Origin of the sequence: Idiomarina sp. MD25a (genome assembly GCF_001870515.1) — a bacterium.
Taxonomy (GTDB): domain Bacteria; phylum Pseudomonadota; class Gammaproteobacteria; order Enterobacterales; family Alteromonadaceae; genus Idiomarina.
The window spans coordinates 1-20,883 of the sequence record NZ_MDGT01000007.1 but is presented as its reverse complement, the minus strand read 5'-3'; the positions used below and the strand labels follow the sequence as shown (position 1 = coordinate 20,883).

The window sequence follows — 20,883 nt, the reverse complement described above, 5'->3', positions numbered from 1 at the left end:
GATAACGCGTTCATGACACAACAAATAAAACAGCCTACGCTTTTTCAGGCATTGATTCCGCTCGTTGCGCTGGTCATTATGTTGGCCTCGTCCGTTTATTTTTTTGGTGGGGACTCATCGTATGGACCGAACCAGATTGCACTTTGGATAGCTGCGGGCATTGCCTGTATTATCGGCTTCAAGAATGGTTTCAGCTGGGAGCAGATAGAGAAGGGCATTCAAGAGGGTATATCCGTTGCCCTAGGCGCCATGCTGATTATTCTTGCAGTGGGGTCACTGATCGGTACTTGGTTGCTCTCTGGTACCGTACCGACGCTGATTTACTACGGTTTAGAGTTGTTAAACCCGGGGCTTTTTTATGCTGCTAGCTGTATTATTTGCGGCATCATCGCCTTATCGATTGGTAGCTCATGGACCACTGCTGCGACTATCGGTGTGGCATTGATGGGCGTTGCTTCAGGTATGGGTCTTGACCCTGCTATCGCAGCCGGCGCTATTGTTTCGGGCTCGTATTTTGGCGACAAAATGTCTCCATTGTCCGACACTACGAATTTGGCACCCGCAGTCAGCGGTACTGAATTGTTCGCTCATATTCGCTATATGGGCTACACCGCAGGCCCCGCATTCATTATCTCAGTCACTATTTTCCTATTCTTGGGGCTTAACGCCGATTCGTCGGTCTCGCTTGAAAAACTGAATCAAATGCAAAGCCTGCTCGATAATACCTTTAATATCGGTTGGGCAATGTTAGTGCCGTTAGGTGTTCTGCTATTCTTAGCTGCAACTCGCAAACCTGCGCTACCGACCGTATTTTTTGGTGCACTTTTAGGTGGCGTTTGGGCACTCATTTTTCAGCCCGACATGGTGCAACAGATGGCGGGTGGTAATGACACCTTTTTATCGCACCTGAAAGTAATCTGGCTCGCAATGTCTGATGGTACGACTGTCAGTACCGGAAGCACAAACCTTGACTCGTTACTGAGCGGCGGTGGTATGTCGAGCATGCTTAATACGCTGTGGCTGATTCTAAGCGCCATGACATTCGGCGCGGTGATGGAAAAATTAGGCTTACTGAAACGTTTTATTCAAGGCATGTTAAAGTCAGCAAAATCAGTGGGCAGCTTGATTACCGGTACGTTATTTACATGTTTTGGTGCAAACGTGTTAACAGCCGACCAATACATGGCCATCGTATTGCCTGGCCGTATGTTTAAAGAGGAGTATCAACGCCGCGATCTGGATCCTCGAGTTCTTTCTCGTACATTGGAAGACAGCGGCACTTTGACTTCCGCATTGATCCCATGGAACACCTGTGGCGCGTACATGTTTAGTGTATTGGCTGTAAGTCCGCTAGACTATGGTATATACGCATTCTTTAACTATTTGACACCATTAATTGCGATTGTACTGGCTTACACTGGATGGACCATTTTATATCGCCAGCCAGAGATGACTGAAAATACTCAAACGTCGTAAAGAGGGTTTATGTCACAAAAAACCGCGAAGTATCGTAAAGATTACCAAGCACCTAAGTTCACCATTGATACGGTGAACTTAGTTGTTGAATTAGATAAGACACAAACACGCATTACTAATACCATGAAAATAAAGCGCCAAGGCGATCACAGTGATGCGTTGGTACTCGATGGAGAGCACATCGAACTGGAAAAGGTCATTTTAAACGACCAAGCTCTCAACACTTCAGACTATACAGTCACTGACTCGACGTTGACCATTGAGGTTGAGCAAAATGAGTTCACACTGACAGTCGTCAATACATTGAACCCATCGACTAACAAAGCGCTGGAAGGACTTTATCTAGCTGAAGGTACCTTTTGTACACAATGCGAGGCAGAGGGTTTCCGCCGTATAACTTACTATTTAGATCGCCCCGATGTGTTGGCGACCTTCACCACCAAAGTCATCGCACCGAACGGCGACTATCCCCATATTTTGGCAAATGGCAACAGCATCGAACGCGGTGAAGAGGCAGGCAAGCCGTTTGTCACTTGGCATGACCCATACCCTAAACCGAGTTATTTATTTGCTTTGGTATGTGGTGATTTTGATTTACTTGAGGACACCTTCGTTACCCGCGAAGGACGCGAAGTCGCACTGCAGCTATTTGTCGATAAAGGTAACTTAGATCGCAGTGAGCATGCGATGGTGTCGTTAAAAAATGCGATGCGTTGGGACGAGGAACGCTTTGGATTGGTTTACGATCTCGATATCTACATGATTGTAGCGGTCGACTTCTTCAATATGGGCGCGATGGAGAACAAAGGACTCAATGTCTTTAATTCTAAATATGTGCTTGCTAATCCTAAAACGGGCACCGACCAAGACTTTTTAAATATTGAATCGGTGATCGGTCATGAATACTTTCATAACTGGACGGGTAACCGTATTACTTGCCGCGACTGGTTCCAGCTCTCGCTGAAGGAAGGCCTTACGGTATTCCGTGATCAAGAGTTTAGCTCTGACTTAGGTTCACGTGCAGTTAATCGTATTCAAAACGTGAAGGTGATCCGTAGTCATCAGTTTACTGAGGATGCAGGACCCATGGCGCATCCGATTCGACCTGACAAAGTTGTGGAGATGAATAACTTTTATACGGTGACCGTGTATAACAAAGGCGCGGAAGTTATTCGTATGATGCACACCTTGCTAGGCGAAGCGGGCTTTCAACGGGGCATGCAGCTTTACGTGGAACGCCACGATGGGGCGGCAGTAACCTGCGAAGATTTTGTCAAAGCGATGGAAGATGCCAATCAGCGTGATTTATCCGTTTTCCGTCGTTGGTATGAGCAAGCGGGAACACCGAGCGTTGAGGTTAAAACAGCGTTTGATACTGAAAAGCAGCAATTGGTGATCAACACGCGTCAGACGGTTCCGGCTACGCCCGGTCAGGCGGAAAAACGGCCTATGCATATTCCAGTGCGTGTCTCGGCGTACGCTCCTAAGGGTGAACGCATAGCGCTCGCTGAAAACCTGTTAGAGCTGACTGAAGAGCGTCAAACATTCTATATTAATGGTGAGTTCGCAAAGCAGTTAGCACCTGGCGAAGCGCCAATCGTTTCGGTATTTGACGACTTTTCTGCACCCGTTAAAGTGCAACGTGATTTACCTGAAGCAGCGATGTTGACCTTAATGGCTCATGCAAACGATCCGGTGAGTCGCTGGGACGCTGCACAGCAACTATTTACCAGTCGTGTCGTTGATGCGGTCAAGTCGCAGTCGACGGTGGCTGTGGATCAAGCGCTCGTTGACGCCTGTGAACGGTTGATTACTTCGGAGACTGACCCTGCACTTATTGCGTTAACGTTAACCTTGCCTAATGCAGCCACCGTTGGCGAGTATTTCGAAACGATTGAGATTGATACCATCGTTCACAACTTGCGACAGTTAAAACGTCAGTTGGCTGAACAGTTGCACGGCACGATGAGCGCTCGTTATGCCGCTATTTATGACGAACTCCAGCAGCGTGACTACCGTTTAGCAGGCGAGGATATAGCGCTACGGCAACTGCAAAACGTGCTACTGAGTTATCTCACCGTAGCCGGCGATAATTACGTGAATCTAAGCCAAGTACAGTTCGACAACGCCACGAATATGACAGATCGATTGGCCGCGCTGCAGGCGTCGGTATGGGGTAATGCGTCGAACTCGACGACCCTAGTCGAAGCGTTTGATAAGCAATGGCGCGGTGATAAATTGGTAATGGATAAATGGTTCCAAACGCAAGCTTTGGCGGACACTGATGGTACAATCGCTAACATCAAGGCGTTAATGAAGCACCCCGACTTTAGCTTGGATAACCCGAATCGAATTTATTCATTATTGGCAGCGTTCACTCAAAATAGCGCAAGATTTCATCAGTTTGATGGAGCAGGTTATGCGTTAATTGGTGATGTGATTTGCCAATTAAATGATAAAAATCCGCAAGTCGCATCGCGCTTGATTTCGAGTTTTATGTCGTGGAAGCGTTATGATGCCGAGCGACAGGCGCTGATGAAGCAACAACTGGAAAAAATCCAAGCGTTGCCGAACTTAGCAAGTGATTTACAAGAAAAAATAGAAAATAGTTTAGCTGCATAACTATTTTCACCAAATAGCGAGTTGGGAGTCATCCTGTGATTGAATATCGTTTTTCAATTTCTATGTCGTATCAGGAATTTATCGATATTTATTACGGTGGTGGCGCCCAACATTTAGTTGTACTGTCTGATACTAACGTACGAATTGCTATTCCGGCGGGTCGTATGGTTCCTTTTGTCGACTCAACTGGCGTATCCGGTCGGTTCATTATTCAGCTCGATAACAATAATAAATTCGTTTCTCTCAAGCGTATTTAGCCCCTAATTTGGATAGTTATTAAGTTATTTTTCATAAGCTTTAATTTACGCTGGTCTAAACACTCATTTATTGCACGAATATGCGTTGAAAGCCCGCGCTAAATGTCCGACAATAACATCAATCATAGGTAGATTATCAGGCCGTGGGCCGCTTTGTGGCTTGCCTACGACGTTTCATCAAAAAAATAATCTCAAGGACTCTGCAATTATGTCGTTGGTTGATGGTCAATCCCCAGTACTTTTAGAAAAAGTAGTTGAACTTATTCAGAAGAAAGTAGCTTCAAGCCAAGCTCCGCTTGTGCAAGATTTTGCGAAACGTCTTTACCGTAATATTTCGTCAGATGATTTGAGTCACCGCAATGACAGTGATATGTACGGTGCTGTGCTCGGTTTATGGCACAGTTTCAATGAGTATAAACCCGGTGATAAAGCACTGATTAAAGTGTATAACCCAGACGTTCCAAATGATGGCTGGGAGTCTCCGCACACCATTATTGAAATTATTCAAAGTGACATGCCGTTCATGGTGGACTCAGTCCGCATGGCATTGTCGCGTCTCGGTATCACTAGCCATTTGTTGTTGCATATGCCTATTAGCCATAAGCGTGATAAAGATAATCAGGTAACTGATCTACTACGCCCAGGCACGCGCGATGATAACTACGTTGATACCGCATTTTTAATTGAGGTTGACCGCCAAAGCACTAAAGAAGAACTGAAAACACTTAAAAAAGAACTCAGTTCGGTAATGGATGAGATTAGTTTAGCGGTCTCCGATTGGCAGCCGATGGTGACCAAACTTTCTGAAGTTGCAGAAGAGGTTACGGCAGATTATTACCCAGGCACCAAAGAAGAAAAGCAAAATATTCAGGCGTTCCTGCGTTGGCTTGCGGATGATAACTTTACCATTACAGGCTATCGCTCATACGACTTAAAGCCAGTTAAAGGCGATTACGAACTGAGCCAAACCGAAGACAGCAGTTTAGGCTTGATGCGTAATTCGGTCAGTGAAAAAGGGCGCTTGATTTCGAGTTTGCCAGAAGATGCACGCGAAATCACCCAAGATGACCGTATTTTGCTTCTCACGAAGACCAACTCTAAGTCTCGTGTGCACCGTCCAGCGCATTGCGATTACATCGGTGTTAAGCGTTTTAATAAAGACGGTGAAGTGATTGGTGAGCATCGCTTTATTGGTCTTTACGCGTCTAACTTCTACAACAATAGTGCACGCGATATCCCATTAGTTTCTGAGAAGCTTAAGCGCGTAATTGATGCGTCTGGTTTTGCTCCTCAGTCACATGCTGCTAAAGCGTTGGTGAATATTCTCGAAACCTATCCACGTGACGAAGTCGTGCAAGCCGAAGATGATGACTTGCTGCAAGTCGGTTTAGGCGTATTGCAAATGCAAGAGCGCGATATGACACGCGTATTCTTGCGTCGGGATATCTTTGGTCGTTTTATGACATGCATGGTGTATGTACCTAAAGAGCGTTACAACACGTTATTGCGTCAACGCACTCAGCGCATTTTAAAACAAACCTTGCGTACTCAACACGACGTTGACTTTACCACTTATTTCTCCGAATCAAACCTCGCACGTACGCATTACACCGTGCGCTTAGAAGACGACCAGCAGGACGTGAATGTGAAGGAACTGGAACAGAACCTAATTGAGGCCGCTCGCACTTGGGAAGATAACTTCGAGCGTATTTTAAACTCGACCTTTGGTGAAGCGCGTTCAACTCGCTTGAACAAACGCTATAGCCAAGCATTTCCGCGTGCTTATAAAGAAGATGTTTTACCGTCTGTTGCTATTTCGGACATTAACCAGCTTGAGTCACTCGATGATGACCATAAGTTGGGTATGGTGCTATACCGCGCGCAAGAAGAGAAAGACGACAGCAAATACCTGCGCCTGAAGCTATTCCATAAAGATGAGCCGATTCATTTATCTGATGTATTGCCAATGTTAGAAAACTTTGGCCTACGCGTCATTGGTGAGAGTCCGTACCCGGTAAAAACAGCCGATGGTCATGTTTTCTGGATCCTTGATTTCCACATGATCCACACGGGTGGTGCGCTTGATCTTGAAACCAGCCGTGAATTATTCCAAGACGCCTTTGCGAAAGTCTGGAAGGGTGAGCTCGAGGACGACGGTTTTAACCGTTTAGTATTAGGCGCTGGTATGACAGGTCGTCAGGTTACCATTTTGCGTATGTTTGCTAAGTACATGCGTCAGATTGGTACGACCTTCAGTCAAAGCTATATTGAGAGTACTTTTAGCAAGTACCCGCTACTCGCTAAACTGGTTATCAAAATGTTCTACACACGTTTTGAGCCGGGTACTAAAGGTGTCGAGAAGAAGCTCGACTCATTACATACGCGCATCAATACCGAGCTCGATAGCGTTGCTAACCTCGACGATGACCGTATTATTCGTCGTTACGTTGAATTAATTGATGCTGCGTTGCGCACAAACTTTTTCCAGAAGAACGAACAAGGCAATGATAAGCCTTATATCTCAGTTAAGTTCTTACCCGAACTTGTTCCAGAGATGCCATTGCCACTGCCTAAATTTGAAATCTTTGTCTACTCGCCGCGCGTCGAGGGTGTACATTTGCGTGGTGGTAAAGTAGCACGTGGTGGCCTGCGTTGGTCTGACCGTCGTGAAGATTTCCGTACTGAAATCTTAGGCCTGGTGAAAGCGCAACAAGTTAAGAACACCGTTATTGTACCTGTGGGGGCAAAAGGTGGTTTCTACTGTAAACATCTGCCAGAAGACCGTGAAGGCATGATTGCAGAAGGACAAGCGTGCTATAAGACCTTTATTCGTGCGTTATTAGATATCACCGACAATATTGTTGAAGGTGAAATCGTGCCGCCTGTTGACGTCGTTCGTCAGGATGAAGATGACCCGTATTTGGTGGTTGCAGCCGATAAAGGAACAGCAACCTTCTCGGATATTGCCAATGGTATTTCTGCGGAATACGACTTCTGGCTAGGTGATGCCTTTGCCTCTGGCGGTTCAGTGGGTTACGACCACAAGAAAATGGGTATCACAGCGCGTGGTGCTTGGGAGTCGGTTAAACGCCACTTCCGCGAAATGGGGATCGATTGCCAAACCACTGACTTTACCTGTGTTGCGATTGGCGACATGGCGGGGGACGTATTTGGTAACGGTATGTTGTTATCTAAACATACTCGCCTACAAGCTGCGTTCAACCACATGCACATTTTTATCGACCCAGAGCCAGACGCAGCGAGTTCATGGAAAGAACGCGATCGCTTATTTAAATTGCCACGTTCAAGCTGGGAAGATTACAACAAAGAGTTGATTTCTAAAGGTGGCGGTATCTTTAGTCGTAGCGCCAAAGCGATCGAGCTTTCGCCCGAAATGAAGAAGATGCTCGGTTCACAGAAAAAATCAATGACACCTAACGAGTTGATTCGTGCGTGTCTAACCATGGAAGTGGATCTTATTTGGAACGGTGGTATCGGTACCTACATCAAAGGTAAGGATGAAACCGATTCAGATGTCGGCGACCGCGCCAATGATGCGTTGCGCGTTAACGGTGCAGAACTGAAAGCCAAAGTGATTGGTGAGGGCGGTAACTTAGGTTTAACCCAACTGGGTCGTATTGAATTTGCTCAGCGCGGTGGCCGTATTAATACCGACTTTGTCGACAACGTCGGCGGCGTGGACTGTTCAGATAACGAAGTGAATATCAAGATCTTACTGAATGGGTTGGTCAATAATGGTGACCTCACTAAGAAACAACGCGACAAGTTACTTTACGACATGACTGACGAAGTGGCTGAAATTGTTCTTGATGACTGTAATCGTCAGACTCAATCATTATCGATTACCGCGTTGCGTGGCGCCGATCAGATTAAGGAATTACAACGCTTTATTCATCAATTAGAGCGTGATGGTGCACTTAATCGCACACTTGAGTTCTTGCCATCTGACGATGAGTTGGCTGAACGTCAAGCGCAGAACAAAGGTTTAACGCGTCCTGAATTGTCGGTACTTACGGCATACGGAAAAATGGTACTGAAGGAGCAATTGATTACCGACGAGATCACTGAGGATCCTTTCCACGGTAAAGCATTATTCCGCTCGTTCCCGAAACCGTTACAAAAGCAGTTTGCGGACTCAATGGCGTCACACCCATTGAAAGGTCAAATTATTGCAACCAAGTTAGCGAACACCATCGTTAACGATATGGGACCTAACTTCGTCTACCGTAAGCAAGAAGCAACCGGCGCAACGATCGCAGAAGTGGCGTCATCGTTTGTTGTAGCGCGTGAGTGTTTCCGAGTTGAAGAACTTTGGGATGCTATCGAAGCGTTAAACAACAAAGTGCCTGCTGAAACACAGAACGATATCTTGTTCCAAGTGCGCCGCATGGTGCGTCGGGCTACACGTTGGTTCCTGCGTCATCGCAATACCAAGCTGAACGGTATTCAGGAGCATATCGACTTTTATATGCCGGCGTTTGATGATTTACGCAAGAACTGCTTGAGCTATATGAACGAAGATGAAGCAGCGGTGATTCAGAAATCAATCGATCGCTATGTAGAGCAGGGGCTTCCAAAAGAGTTAGCGCAAGAAGTCGCAAGCTTAAGCACGGTGTTCTCTGCGATGGATATTGCTGAGATCGCTGATGATACTGAGCAGTCGTATCAGACGGTTGGTAATATGTATTTCTACCTGGGTGCACGTTTGAATCTGCACTGGTTCTTGAACCAGATTAACAATCAACCGGTAGCTAACCATTGGCAAGCACTCGCGCGGGCTGCATTCCGCGAAGAGTTGGATTGGCAACAACGCGCATTGACTCTAGTAGTGCTGAAGTCAGCCTCAGACATTGGTGAACCTCTCCAGATGCTTGATGACTGGATGGAGCAAAACGAGTCACTGTTGCAACGTTGGCAGTCCATGTTATCGGACTTCCGCACCACGAAAAGTCATGAGTTTGCTAAATTCTCAGTGGCATTGCGTGAACTCATGTTGTTGAGCCACAACTGTGCGCCTAAGGTTTCAGCCTAGTGTATAACTTGGTTCGAAAATGGCTGTTTAACCAAGATGCCGAGCGTTCACACGACTGGACGCTTGGTTTTCTAAGTCGCTTTGCCAACACTCCGCTATCAATGGCTTGGCGCCAGAAGTTACCCGCTAAGCCGGTCACGGTAATGGGTATTCAGTTTCCTAACCCGGTGGGACTCGCTGCCGGGCTTGATAAGAATGCTCGCTGTATGACCGGTTTTGGGCAAATGGGTTTCGGTTTTATTGAAGTGGGGACTGTCACACCTAAGCCACAACCGGGTAATCCAAAACCTAGACTATTTCGCTTGGTCAAAGATGAAGCCATCATTAACCGAATGGGTTTTAATAATGATGGTGTTGATGCGCTTGTTGAGCAGGTCAAGCAACGCACGTATAAAGGCGTGTTAGGTATTAATATTGGTAAAAACAAAGCCACTGAAGAGCAAGACGCCCTGCAGGACTATGTTGCGTGTTTAATTAAGGTTTATCCTTATGCAGACTACGTCACTATCAATATTTCTTCGCCCAATACACCTGGGTTGCGTAACTTCCAACATGGCGATGCATTGAACAGTTTGTTAGCTGGCTTAAAAGCTGAGCAGAAAAAGCTGGCGGAAGTACATAACAAATATGTGCCGCTTGTCGTTAAGATCGCACCTGATCTGAGCCCAGATGAAGTGCGTACCATGGCAGTAGCATTTAACGAGCAGGGCATCGATGGTGTGATAGCCACCAATACGACGCTGTCTCGCGATGGATTGTCCGATAAAACGTTAGCTGATGAGGCGGGCGGTCTGAGTGGTAAGCCTGTACGCGAACGCAGCACCAGTGTCATTCGCTTATTGCGTGATGTGCTCGATGATTCGATCCCTATCATTGGTGTAGGGGGGATTGATTCGGCCGCAGCAGCAAAAGAGAAGCTCGATGCAGGAGCGGCGTTAGTGCAGGTTTACACAGGATTTATCTACAAAGGACCCAAGCTGATAAAGGATATTGTGAATATCTTGTAAAGTTGGGTGACTTTGGGTAATCTATTTGGCAATTTTATAACAACATTCATAATAATAAAGGTGCGCAAGTTGGAACTTAATCAACACATGTGCTGGTTATACGATGATCATGCTCAACCATTGTCTGTTCAGACAGGGGATGGCGCGCCTTACCGATTGCCTTATAAACATAAGCAACTGGTGAATGTTGATTTTTCCTCAGCGCCTTTTAATATCGAAGATCTTACTTTACTTCAGAACTTCGTCGACATATTAGAAGGTTACTCTGCAGAAGAAATTGGAACCTCACTCGAACACGCTGCGCTTTGTGCCGCTGCGTTCGTTCGTTTCGGCTGTCCACAAATGCCACAGAGTTGGCATTTTCAGAAGTCTAATATCGAAGAGTGGGCGCCTGAACGCCATATTTGTGAGCTAAATAGCGGTTTTGATGATGGTTTATGTTTGATTATCGACCGTGATGAAGAGTTTGCATCGTGCTTATTGTTGTCAGGTGATATGCAGCTTTCACCTATCAAGACACTTAAGCAATATCATGTCATTAAAGTTCTGCATAATCGCTTATTGCCCTCAACGCTTGAAATGCGTCAAACGATGCTATCCAACCAGCGTTTAGCCTAACGTAGCAGCGCTTCTTAGTATGCTTATTTACACAGGGCATTTAATTGCTTATTAGATGCTTGGTTTATAAAAGAGTAAAGCAGGAAGTTTTAATGGGAGGCATCGGAATTGGTTGCGGGGGCAGGATTTGAACCTACGACCTTCGGGTTATGAGCCCGACGAGCTACCAGACTGCTCCACCCCGCGTCCGATGTGGGATGCATAATATACACGTCCTCATGCTTACGCAAGCGCTTTTTTCAAATATACAGTTTGAATGCATAAAAAACATACATACCGAACAACCTTTGTTCAGTTCACAGGGTTTTAAAGACACATTGGCCCAGAAACGCTATAATCGCGAGCAAATTATTGAATGGAATAAACTATGTTGCGTTTATTTGTATCCTGCGCGAAAGGCATGGAACAATTACTAGAAACTGAGCTGAAGACACTAGGTGCTCAGAAAATTACAGTGACTCAAGCTGGATGCTATGTCGATGCAGAACTAAAACTTGCTTACACCATCGCGCTGTGGTCTCGGTTAGCCAGTCGCGTACTGGTGGAGTTAGGTCGTGCAGAGACATTAAACGCAGAGCAAATTCAACAGGCGATTAGCGTCTACGACTGGACACAGGTGATGCGTGACACGCACAGTTTTGTGGTGGACTTTCATGGAACCAATGACGAAATACGCAATACGCAGTTTGGAGCTCAGGTCGTAAAAGACGGTATCATTGATTTCTTCCGTGGTCGTAATGCACAACGTCCCAACGTTGATAAGCAAGTACCCGATATTCGCGTTAATGCGCGTTACCACAAAAATGAGCTTATTTGGTCACTGGATTTTTCTGGTGGCGGGCTGCATCAACGCGGTTACCGGAAACAGCAGGGCGAGGCGCCGCTACGTGAGACACTAGCAGCCGCTGTACTCATGCGTGCGGGAATTCAACAGCAGTTAGAGCAGGATCAACCTGTCATTCTCGATCCGTTCTGTGGCTCGGGTACATTGGTGATTGAAGCGGCCATGATGGCGGCTGATCAAGCACCGGGGTTAAATCGTCGTGACTGGGGCTTTTTACGCTGGGTAGGCCATGACCGCAGCACGTGGCACAGTGTGCTTGAGGATGCCGAGAAGCGCTTCAAAGAGGGTCGTAACAGTATGACTGCGCGCTTTTATGCCAGTGACATGAACCCCAAGCTCATTGGTATTGCGAAGGAGAACGCGGCACGTTGCCAACTCGGCCAGTTTATTCAGTTTGACACCGCGGATGCGCTAGACATTCAAGCACCAGCTGAACAGGGTTTACTAGTGACCAATCCACCTTACGGTGAGCGCCTCGGTGAAGAAGTAGAGACCTTGTTACTATACCGCCGTTTGGGCCGTCGGCTTAAGCAGTCGTTCCTCGGTTGGCAGGTTGCGTTACTGGCAGGTGATGAAACCTTACTAAAACGTTTAAAACTACGTAGCCATAAAAAATACGCATTTATGAACGGTCCGATTGCCACCACATTAGCGTTATTCGACCTTACTAAAGAGCAAGTTGAGTTTACAGAAAGTCAATCTGAGGATTTATCAAATAGACTTAAAAAGAATTATGCAAAACTTTCTAAGTGGGCGCGTAAAGAAGGTCTTGAGGCGTGGCGCGTCTACGATGCTGACTTGCCGGAGTACAATGCAGCGATTGATATTTATGGCGATCACCTAGTGATACAAGAGTACGCACCACCGAAAACGATTCCTGATGGTGTTGCGACTGACCGGCTTTGGCACTTAGTTGAAATGGTCGCTGAAACCTTGCCGTTTGATTCTAGCCATATTGTGTTGAAAGTACGTAAACGCCAGAAGGGCCAAGAACAATATGAGCGCCGCAACCGCCAAAAACAGGACAGTGTCATTTTTAACGTGCAAGAATATGGTGCCAAGTTTGAGGTAAACTTGACCGATTACTTGGATACTGGCTTGTTCCTTGACCACCGCTTGGTGAGAAAAGAACTCTTTGATAAGTGCGAAGATCTCGATGTTCTAAACTTATTTAGCTACACCTGTACTGCGTCTGTACAAGCAGCGTTAGGCGGCGCGCACTCTGTCACATCGGTGGATATGTCGAAGACCTATCTTGCTTGGGGTGAGCGCAATTTCCATTTAAATGGTTTAAGAGGTGAACAATACGAGTTTATTCAGGCGGATTGTTTTACCTGGATGCGCGATCAACGCGATGATCGACGTTACGATGTGATTTTTATCGACCCACCTACATTCAGTAACTCCAAGCGCATGACCGGCACCTTGGATATCCAACGTGACCATGTCGGCTTACTTAAAACTGCGGGCCGTTTGCTGAACGAAGGTGGCGTGATTCTATTTTCCAACAACCGGAAGAAGTTCAAGATAGATGAAGAGGGGCTCGAAAAAGCGGGTTACTCGGTGAACAATCAAACGGATGCTTCGATCCCAGAAGACTTTAAACGTCATAAGGGCATTCACCATTACTTTATTATCAGCAAAGATTATTAGGTGGAAGCGTGCACTATTTATTAACCAAGCCTCACTGCCCGTTGTGTAAAGAAGCATTATTGCTGCTGAATCAATTGGATCTCGATGAACCTATCGAGTTGGGTGTCGTTGATATCAGTACAGATGAAGCCCTTCAAAAAGAATATGGTTGGCTCGTGCCGGTGTTGGTTGATGCCGATGATAACGAATTGCGTTGGCCTTTTGATGTGCAAAAGGCAAAGGAGTTTATTGAATCATGAGTTTGATACGCGTTCAGGATGCACAGTTGGCTTTTGGCGCTGATGCCATTCTTGATCATGCTGAATTTATATTAGAGGCTGGCGAGCGAGTCTGTTTAGTCGGTCGTAATGGAGCGGGTAAATCGACTTTATTGAAAGTCATTGACCAAGAAATCAACCTTGATGACGGTCAGGTGCAATATGTAGGTGATACGGTCGTCACACGTTTACCTCAAGATCCGCCCGCACAGTTAGAAATGTCAGTCTATGATTACGTTGCTCAGGCGCTTGCCGATGTGGGTGAAAAGCTTAATGAATTTAATCGCTTATCGAGTATGATTGCCGATGATCCGAGCGATGAAATGATGAAAGCGCTCGATAACCTGCAAACTCAAATTGATGCGCAAAATGGCTGGCAATTTGCGACGCGCATTGAACAAGTATTAACTCGATTAAGTCTGCCGGCGGATGTGTCGATGTCGCAGCTGTCAGGTGGCTGGTTGCGACGCGTCGCGTTGGCTCGGGCACTCGTTGTCGATCCTGATGTACTTTTACTCGACGAGCCTACCAACCATTTGGATGTCGACATGGTGCAGTGGCTTGAGGAACAGCTACTGCAGTTTAATGGCGCTATTTTATTTATCAGCCATGACCGTGCGTTCATACGCAAACTGGCAACGCGTATTGTTGACTTAGACCGTGGCCATTTAACGTCCTTTCCTGGTAACTACGATAATTATATCGCGAAAAAGCAGGAGCTACTGGAGATTGAGCAGTCGCAAAATGCAGAGTTTGATAAGAAGCTTGCGGCTGAAGAAACCTGGATTCGCCAAGGCATTAAAGCCCGCCGTACGCGCAATGAGGGCCGTGTACGAGCATTGCAGCAATTGCGTAAAGAACGGGCACAACGGCGCGAGCTACAGGGCAATGCGAAGATGCAAGTTAATCAAGCGCAGCGTTCTGGCAAGCGCGTTTTTGAAGGCGAACATGTTGAATTGAGCTTCGATAAGCCGATCATTCGTGATCTCGACTTGCTGTTACAACGTGGCGATAAAGTGGCGCTTGTCGGTCCTAATGGATGTGGTAAGAGTACACTGATTAAAGTTATCTTGGGTGAGCAGCGTGTTGATGCCGGCACTATTAAACTTGGAACTAACCTAGAAATAGCCTATTTTGACCAACACCGTTCGCAACTCGACCCAGAGAAATCGGTAATGGATAACGTGGGTGATGGTAAACAGGATATTGTGTTCCAGGGTCGTCCACGGCATATTCTAAGTTATCTACAAGATTTTTTGTTTAGTCCCAAGCAATCACGCACGCCGGTGCGTGCATTGTCAGGTGGCGAACGTAACCGTGCGCTATTGGCCAAAATACTGCTCAAACCCAGCAATATTTTGGTACTCGATGAACCAACCAACGATTTGGATATTGAGACTCTTGAGTTACTTGAGCAAATTATTGCCGACTACGAGGGCACAGTGTTATTGGTGAGCCACGACCGTGAATTCGTTGATAATACGGCAACCTCGGTATTGCTGTTTGAAGGCGAGGGTCAGATCACCGAGATTTTTGGTGGCTTTTCTGAGATTGAACACTATCTTGCGCGTAAAAGTTCACCTGATTATGGAACAAAATCGACTCCTAAAGAGTCTGACAAGCCGTCTACACAACAAAGTAACAACAAGGGTTCAGTAACTAAGCAGAAAAAGTTATCCTACAAGTTACAACGAGAACTCGATGAGTTGCCTGCAAAAATAGAACAGACAGAAACTGATATTGAAACACTGCAGCAACAAATGAATGAACCGGAGTTTTTCTCTCAACCCATCGACGTCACGCAGCCCGTGATGGAGCAGGCAGGGGCTCTTGAAGAGCAACTGATGAGCTACTTAGAGCGTTGGGAAGAACTCGAAAATTTATCAAAACAGAGTAGTTAACCGTGATGAAACCATTTTCTAAGCATTTATTGGTAGCGAGCGTATTGGCAGCCTGCAGTACGACGGCAGCCGCAGATACTTTCTCAATTGAAGAAATTGCAACGGCAGATAACTTCCGTAGTAGCTTTCCGCGTGACATGAACGAGCAAGGGTTCATTGTAGGTATCTCAAGCTTTCCGACCAATGTCGATATTGATCTAAGCCAATTAACAGCGGCACAGCTTGCCAGCCTTGGTATTACGGATATCGAAGAAGTTGAGGAGCTAACACCTGCACAATACGAATTTATCGTTAATTCCTTAGCGGCGAATACAAACAATAACTTCTTACAGAAACCCATCGCGCCTTATCAAGCATTTCTGTACGACGGAATGACTTTGCCCGTTTCTTTTTTTGATGATCCAGAAGATGTTTCCACGATTACCTATCTGAATAGTATCAATGGTGCAAATACCGCTGTGGGTATGGGGTACGGCGCTTATAAACCCGTTGATTTCACCTATACCGATAGTGAAGGTGACGAACAAACGAATACCTTTTACGTGCGTGACTATATCTCACGAGGTGTGTGGTATCAGGATGGCCAAACTGCGACGGTCGCACCGCCAGAACAATCTATTCTTGGTGGTGAAAGTGCCATCATGGATGTTAATGACAGTGGTTTAGCCGCGGGTTATGCAAGTATCGGTGTAAGTCCCGGTGCAGCGACCACTATAGAAAGTTGTACGCCAGGTGAGGACAGTGAGTCGATTCAGACGCGCCCAGTTGAAGTCTGTGCCTCTGAACTTTGGTTAGAGCTGCATAACGCAACGGCCAACAACATTGCACCTATTTTGTATTACAGCCGTTCAAATTATTCTTCGCGTCGTTCTATCTACGATATCCGTGGTTTCCTTTGGCAGTTAGATGCAAACGGTGACGTTATTTCTTCAACTGAGCTCGGCACTTTGACTGAGCGTCGTGAAGAAGACCAGTCTGACTTCTCTAGCTATGCCTATGCGGTGAATAATAATGGCATTGCTGTGGGTCAAAGTTACACTTACCACCCCGATCGTGGTGCGATTCGTATGCCTGCGATATTTGTTGATGGTGAGGCGATTGCGGTGACCGAAAGTGATGAATACTTCTGGGGCTCGGCCAACGATATTAATGACAACAATCGTGCGGTTGGTTATTTAACAGCGACACGTGCAGGTAACTTACGTAATACCGGTTTTTATTACGACGTTGATAGTGCCACTATGGAAACCTTACCAGGCTTTTTCAATGGCTCATCAACGGTACCGAGTGACATTAATAATAATGGTTTAGTTGTCGGTACTGGCGAAATTGAACCGACACTCTCCACAACTCGCCGTCGTGTTGGGTTTCTCTATGATACCGCTGCAGAAAATGCTGAATTCATTAACTTGAACGATGCAATCGCTTGCGATAGTCCATACTTTATCGTCGATGCGCGTGCGGTGACTGATTCAGGTGAAATCGTGGCTTCGGCATTGAAAACTGAAGAGTATGTTGACGGTAATGGCGAAACACAAACGCGTGAAGTTTCGGTCACCATCAAAATGGATCCGATTGAAGGTGAGTTAAACAACTGCCGAGAGGAAGAAAACAAAGTAGAACGCAGTGGCGCTAGTTTTGGCGGCCTCCCGCTAGCGGGCTTATCGCTACTCGGTTTCTTTATTACACTTTCGCGCCGTCGTCAGCTTAAAAATATCAAAAAATCATAAAGAAAATATCATAAAAAAGTAACACAGTTTCAACTTGTTAAGTATTTGCAAGTAGGCTGTGTTACTTTTTCACATTGAACTATCCTGGTTTCGCGTTATCAATTATAGGGAGGGCATTAGTTAATGCGCTCTTTTGATAATCACAACCGAATAAAAAGTGAAAAAGGGGTAGTTTTATGAAAAGACAGAAGCGTGATCGCTTTGAAAGAGCCCACACTCAAGGCTTTAAAGCCGGATTATCAGGACGCTCGAAGGATCAGTGTCCGTATCAAACCCAAGACGACTTCAGGTCTCAATGGTTAGGCGGTTGGCGAGATGCCATGGAGGCTAGGGGGACCGGCTTGTTCCGCTAAATGTCTCAGCAAATTAATATACAAACGCCGGCAAGTAGCCGGCGTTTTTTTATTGCACTTGGTACATCGTTTTAGAATGTACTGGTATCGGTAAATAAACCAACTTTTAAGTCTTTAGCGGTATAGATAGGGCGGCCGTCAACTTCAACTACGCCATCACCCACACCCATGAAAAGTTTGCGCTTGATGACACGTTTCATGTCGATCTTATAGGTGACTTTGCTATGGTGCGGCAAGATTTGACCTGTGAATTTGACTTCACCCACACCAAGCGCACGTCCGCGACCGGGGCCACCTGACCAACCTAGATAAAACCCAACTAATTGCCACATAGCGTCTAGGCCTAAACAACCTGGCATCACAGGGTCACCCTTAAAGTGGCAGTCAAAAAACCACAAGTCAGGATTAATATCTAATTCTGCATGAATAAACCCTTTGTCATGCGCGCCGCCGTTTTCGGTAATGTTCACGATGCGATCCATCATCAACATGTTAGGGGCGGGTAAGCGACTGTTACCTGGGCCAAATAATTCGCCTTCACTGCATGCAATCAGATCTTCGCGAGAAAAACTCGATTGATTCATAACGACCTTTTATGTTGTATACCACTGAAATCAGATTGCAGTTTAGCGTACAGCTGTACGCTAAACAACTCCGATTAGTGGAAGTGGGTGCTTTGAATCAACTAAACCAGCGTTGCCACCATGAACGATTCTCCGATTCTTGTTCATGATGTGCGTTTAGTTTGACTTGCCGATATAAGTCTTTCACAGGCATATCACATAAATATGACAACGCCTCATCAACGTGGTCAACGGTATGGATATGAAACTGACCTTGTTCGACTGCTTGGACAATATCCGGGCGTAACACCAACTGCTTTTGGTTTGATTCTGGAATCAACACACGATGGCTACCATCGAGACCTCGTAGTGCACATAAATCAAAAAAGCCTTGGATTTTTTCATTAACACCGCCAATCGCTTGCACTTGACCAAATTGGTCAATCGCCCCGGTCAGCGCAACCGATTGCTTGAAGGGGACATCAGCAAGCGCACTGATTAAGCAGCAGAGCTCACCCAACGAGGCGCTATCACCATCGACCTCATGATAAGACTGCTCAAATACCACCGTAGCAGAAACCGACATGGGTTCATGGCGTGCAAAATGATGTGCCAAATAAGCGCTTAAGATCATCACACCTTTTGTGTGAATGTTACCCGAGAGCTCAGACTTGCGTTCAATATCAATAATATCGCCATCGCCATAATGGATAGTTGCCGTGATCCGCGATGGCTCGCCGAACTCCACGCCAGCAACACTGACCACCGTCAAACCGTTCACCTGACCCACGACTTCACCCGCCGTATCGATACGAACTTCGTTATTTAGAATACTGCGCCGACTCACTTCTTCTATATAACCACCGCGCTCACGTTGCTGTTTCACGGCACTACGTATGCTGTCACTGTCTATTTGTGTCTTTTCCTCGTGTGAGGCAACAGCATTCGCTTGTTTAAGCAATTGAAGTAGGGCGATAGCATCTAAGCTCAGTTCATTTTGATGTTCGGCCCAGCGCGATACCTCGGTTAACACGGCTGCGTAAGCGTCTTCTGTTAACGGTAATACGTCAGCATTGTCCCAAACATAATGCAAAAACTTAAAATATTCACCGATTGGCTGTTGTATCGTGTCGTAACGCGATTGAAAGTCGGCTAAAAATGGAAATAAATCACTGAAATCGTCATCGTAGTCATTTAACGTTGCATAACTGCTGCGGCTTCCCACCAAGATAATTTTTATATCGATAGGTACCGGCTCTGGACGATAAAAATAGGCCGCTCCAGCTTCCATCGTCGGTTGTGGCCACTCAAAATATCCGCTTTTTAGGACTTCCTTTAAACGCTTATACATTGCTGGTTGCTCAAGCAACGCATCAATATCAATCGCCAATACACCGCCGTTCGCCTTGAGTAACCAACCCGGCTCGAGTAGATGTAAATCGGAACGCACGGTGCCACCAATGGACTGTACACCCATTTGGCCGAATAACTGCGATTCTGATACCCGATCACAATAATAATAAGGAGCAGGGTGCTCATGTCCGACAATCACTGTCGCAAATTGGTCGGACGCAAAATCATCAAAGGTTTTTTGCTTAACACGTTGGATATAGTCGCGTAGAGCGCGTGTATCGAACGACGTAACCAGTTCTTCGACAAGCTCATCGCGCTGATCGAGCGGTTGCTGCAAGATGTGTTGTAACGCACCAATTACCGCAAACGCGTTACCCGATGGCACATTAACACACAGCGGGCGCAACGCATCGTCCGGGTCAGCTAAATAAAGCCAATCAAACCACCGACTATGTTGCCATGTGGTCGTCGCAAAACACTCATCAAACACTTCTCTATGATTAAAGCCACGAGGGACGATCGCAAAACAGTGACCGTAAGCACCCGTTTGCCGTAAAGCGGCCGCTAAACCGTTTAAGGCACGCTGTTGACCGACAAGCAATTGTGAACTGCATTCTTTCGGCCGTTGCGATAACCATGCGTGTGTTTGAGGAGTTAGTTGCGAAGCGCTCAGCTGCATATAAATCGAGTTCCTTATCCTATGGTCAGTTTAGATATGACCACAACAATCTTAGATGAAATTAATCGACCGATGTTAGCACAGGTTGGCTTTAGCTGTTAGCTAATAGCACGACGATATTGCTAAAGCTCGTACGCAAAATCTGCGATACATAACAGCCAAAGCTGGACAAAATTTCACGTAGAAGCGCCTGAATAAACAGGCGCTTTTTAGAGTCGAAATCCTTAAGCCGACCACGGCAAGGGCTGAGCGAGCGAAGCCGCTTATCGACCGCCCCAACTTTCATATTAACGATTGCGTATAATGTATATTAAAATCAGGCACTTAAGGATAAGTAGATATGTTACGACACACGGTCGAATCAAGACTATCATATCGGGATTTTTTGTCTAGCAGGGCGTGGTACAAGGCTTTTTACCGTATCGGGGTCGCACTGAAGCCTAGAATCAATGAGTTTAATTATGCGTGTCATTTTGTCACCCATTAGGGGGCAAAGCCCCCTAATAACCCCCAGTAA

At 46.2% G+C, this 20,883-nt stretch carries 13 protein-coding genes and 1 tRNA gene; 11 read left to right on the top strand and 3 right to left on the bottom strand.

Annotated elements, in window-relative coordinates; genetic code table 11:
• Positions 1 to 12: 12 nt before the first annotated feature.
• The 6 genes from nhaC to BFR57_RS12440 all read left to right on the top strand — a co-directional run bounded on the left by nhaC (position 13) and on the right by BFR57_RS12440 (position 11,033).
• Positions 13 to 1,476 (top strand): Na+/H+ antiporter NhaC, encoded by a 1,464-nt coding sequence (nhaC, locus tag BFR57_RS12465; protein WP_071464305.1) that lies wholly within the window; start codon positions 13 to 15, stop codon positions 1,474 to 1,476.
• A 9-nt stretch (positions 1,477 to 1,485) separates the two neighbouring features.
• Positions 1,486 to 4,098 (top strand): aminopeptidase N, encoded by a 2,613-nt coding sequence (pepN, locus tag BFR57_RS12460; RefSeq protein ID WP_071464304.1) that lies wholly within the window; start codon positions 1,486 to 1,488, stop codon positions 4,096 to 4,098.
• Between the two features lie 35 nt (positions 4,099 to 4,133).
• Positions 4,134 to 4,355 carry a DUF2835 family protein gene (locus BFR57_RS12455; RefSeq protein WP_006955802.1) on the top strand — a complete coding sequence of 74 codons (222 nt, stop codon included), beginning with the start codon at positions 4,134 to 4,136 and terminating at the stop codon, positions 4,353 to 4,355.
• Positions 4,356 to 4,563: 208 nt separating this feature from the next.
• Entirely contained in the window at positions 4,564 to 9,408 is a 4,845-nt protein-coding gene (locus BFR57_RS12450) for an NAD-glutamate dehydrogenase (protein ID WP_071464303.1), read from the top strand.
• Positions 9,408 to 10,415 (top strand): quinone-dependent dihydroorotate dehydrogenase, encoded by a 1,008-nt coding sequence (locus BFR57_RS12445; protein ID WP_071464302.1) that lies wholly within the window; start codon positions 9,408 to 9,410, stop codon positions 10,413 to 10,415. The genes BFR57_RS12450 and BFR57_RS12445 overlap by 1 nt, the downstream gene beginning before the upstream one ends.
• Before the next feature lie 69 nt (positions 10,416 to 10,484).
• On the top strand, positions 10,485 to 11,033 hold the full coding sequence (locus BFR57_RS12440; RefSeq protein ID WP_253183646.1) for a cell division protein ZapC domain-containing protein: 549 nt from the start codon (positions 10,485 to 10,487) through the stop codon (positions 11,031 to 11,033).
• Between the two features lie 109 nt (positions 11,034 to 11,142).
• Here BFR57_RS12440 and BFR57_RS12435 read toward each other — a convergent pair.
• Positions 11,143 to 11,219 (bottom strand) — tRNA-Met (locus BFR57_RS12435).
• 181 nt (positions 11,220 to 11,400) lie between these two features.
• Between BFR57_RS12435 and rlmKL the strand changes: the two genes are divergently transcribed.
• The 5 genes from rlmKL to rmf all read left to right on the top strand — a co-directional run bounded on the left by rlmKL (position 11,401) and on the right by rmf (position 17,771).
• Positions 11,401 to 13,530 (top strand): bifunctional 23S rRNA (guanine(2069)-N(7))-methyltransferase RlmK/23S rRNA (guanine(2445)-N(2))-methyltransferase RlmL, encoded by a 2,130-nt coding sequence (gene rlmKL, locus BFR57_RS12430; protein WP_071464301.1) that lies wholly within the window; start codon positions 11,401 to 11,403, stop codon positions 13,528 to 13,530.
• 8 nt (positions 13,531 to 13,538) lie between these two features.
• Entirely contained in the window at positions 13,539 to 13,769 is a 231-nt protein-coding gene (locus BFR57_RS12425) for a glutaredoxin family protein (protein ID WP_071464300.1), read from the top strand.
• Positions 13,766 to 15,688: an ABC transporter ATP-binding protein gene (locus tag BFR57_RS12420; protein ID WP_071464299.1), complete on the top strand. Its 1,923-nt coding sequence runs from the start codon at positions 13,766 to 13,768 to the stop codon at positions 15,686 to 15,688. Before BFR57_RS12425 ends, BFR57_RS12420 begins: the two co-directional genes overlap by 4 nt.
• Before the next feature lie 5 nt (positions 15,689 to 15,693).
• Entirely contained in the window at positions 15,694 to 17,418 is a 1,725-nt protein-coding gene (locus BFR57_RS12415) for a DUF3466 family protein (protein WP_071464345.1), read from the top strand.
• 176 nt (positions 17,419 to 17,594) lie between these two features.
• Positions 17,595 to 17,771 carry a ribosome modulation factor gene (gene rmf / locus BFR57_RS12410; protein ID WP_006955790.1) on the top strand — a complete coding sequence of 59 codons (177 nt, stop codon included), beginning with the start codon at positions 17,595 to 17,597 and terminating at the stop codon, positions 17,769 to 17,771.
• 71 nt (positions 17,772 to 17,842) lie between these two features.
• Here the strand turns inward: rmf and fabA are convergent, their stop codons facing one another.
• Complete coding sequence (gene fabA / locus BFR57_RS12405) at positions 17,843 to 18,355, bottom strand: 3-hydroxyacyl-[acyl-carrier-protein] dehydratase FabA (RefSeq protein ID WP_071464298.1); 513 nt, start codon at positions 18,353 to 18,355, stop codon at positions 17,843 to 17,845.
• Between the two features lie 97 nt (positions 18,356 to 18,452).
• Positions 18,453 to 20,366 (bottom strand): AAA family ATPase, encoded by a 1,914-nt coding sequence (locus BFR57_RS12400; RefSeq protein WP_071464297.1) that lies wholly within the window; start codon positions 20,364 to 20,366, stop codon positions 18,453 to 18,455.
• Between the last annotated feature and the right edge of the window lie 517 nt (positions 20,367 to 20,883).

Coding starts and splice junctions, on each gene's coding strand:
- BFR57_RS12415 (WP_071464345.1), top strand. CDS start 15,694: ATGAAACCATTTTCTAAGCATTTATTGGTAGCGAGCGTATTGGCAGCC.
- nhaC (WP_071464305.1), top strand. CDS start 13: ATGACACAACAAATAAAACAGCCTACGCTTTTTCAGGCATTGATTCCG.
- BFR57_RS12420 (WP_071464299.1), top strand. CDS start 13,766: ATGAGTTTGATACGCGTTCAGGATGCACAGTTGGCTTTTGGCGCTGAT.
- rmf (WP_006955790.1), top strand. CDS start 17,595: ATGAAAAGACAGAAGCGTGATCGCTTTGAAAGAGCCCACACTCAAGGC.
- fabA (WP_071464298.1), bottom strand. CDS start 18,355: ATGAATCAATCGAGTTTTTCTCGCGAAGATCTGATTGCATGCAGTGAA.
- BFR57_RS12400 (WP_071464297.1), bottom strand. CDS start 20,366: ATGCAGCTGAGCGCTTCGCAACTAACTCCTCAAACACACGCATGGTTA.
- pepN (WP_071464304.1), top strand. CDS start 1,486: ATGTCACAAAAAACCGCGAAGTATCGTAAAGATTACCAAGCACCTAAG.
- rlmKL (WP_071464301.1), top strand. CDS start 11,401: ATGTTGCGTTTATTTGTATCCTGCGCGAAAGGCATGGAACAATTACTA.
- BFR57_RS12450 (WP_071464303.1), top strand. CDS start 4,564: ATGTCGTTGGTTGATGGTCAATCCCCAGTACTTTTAGAAAAAGTAGTT.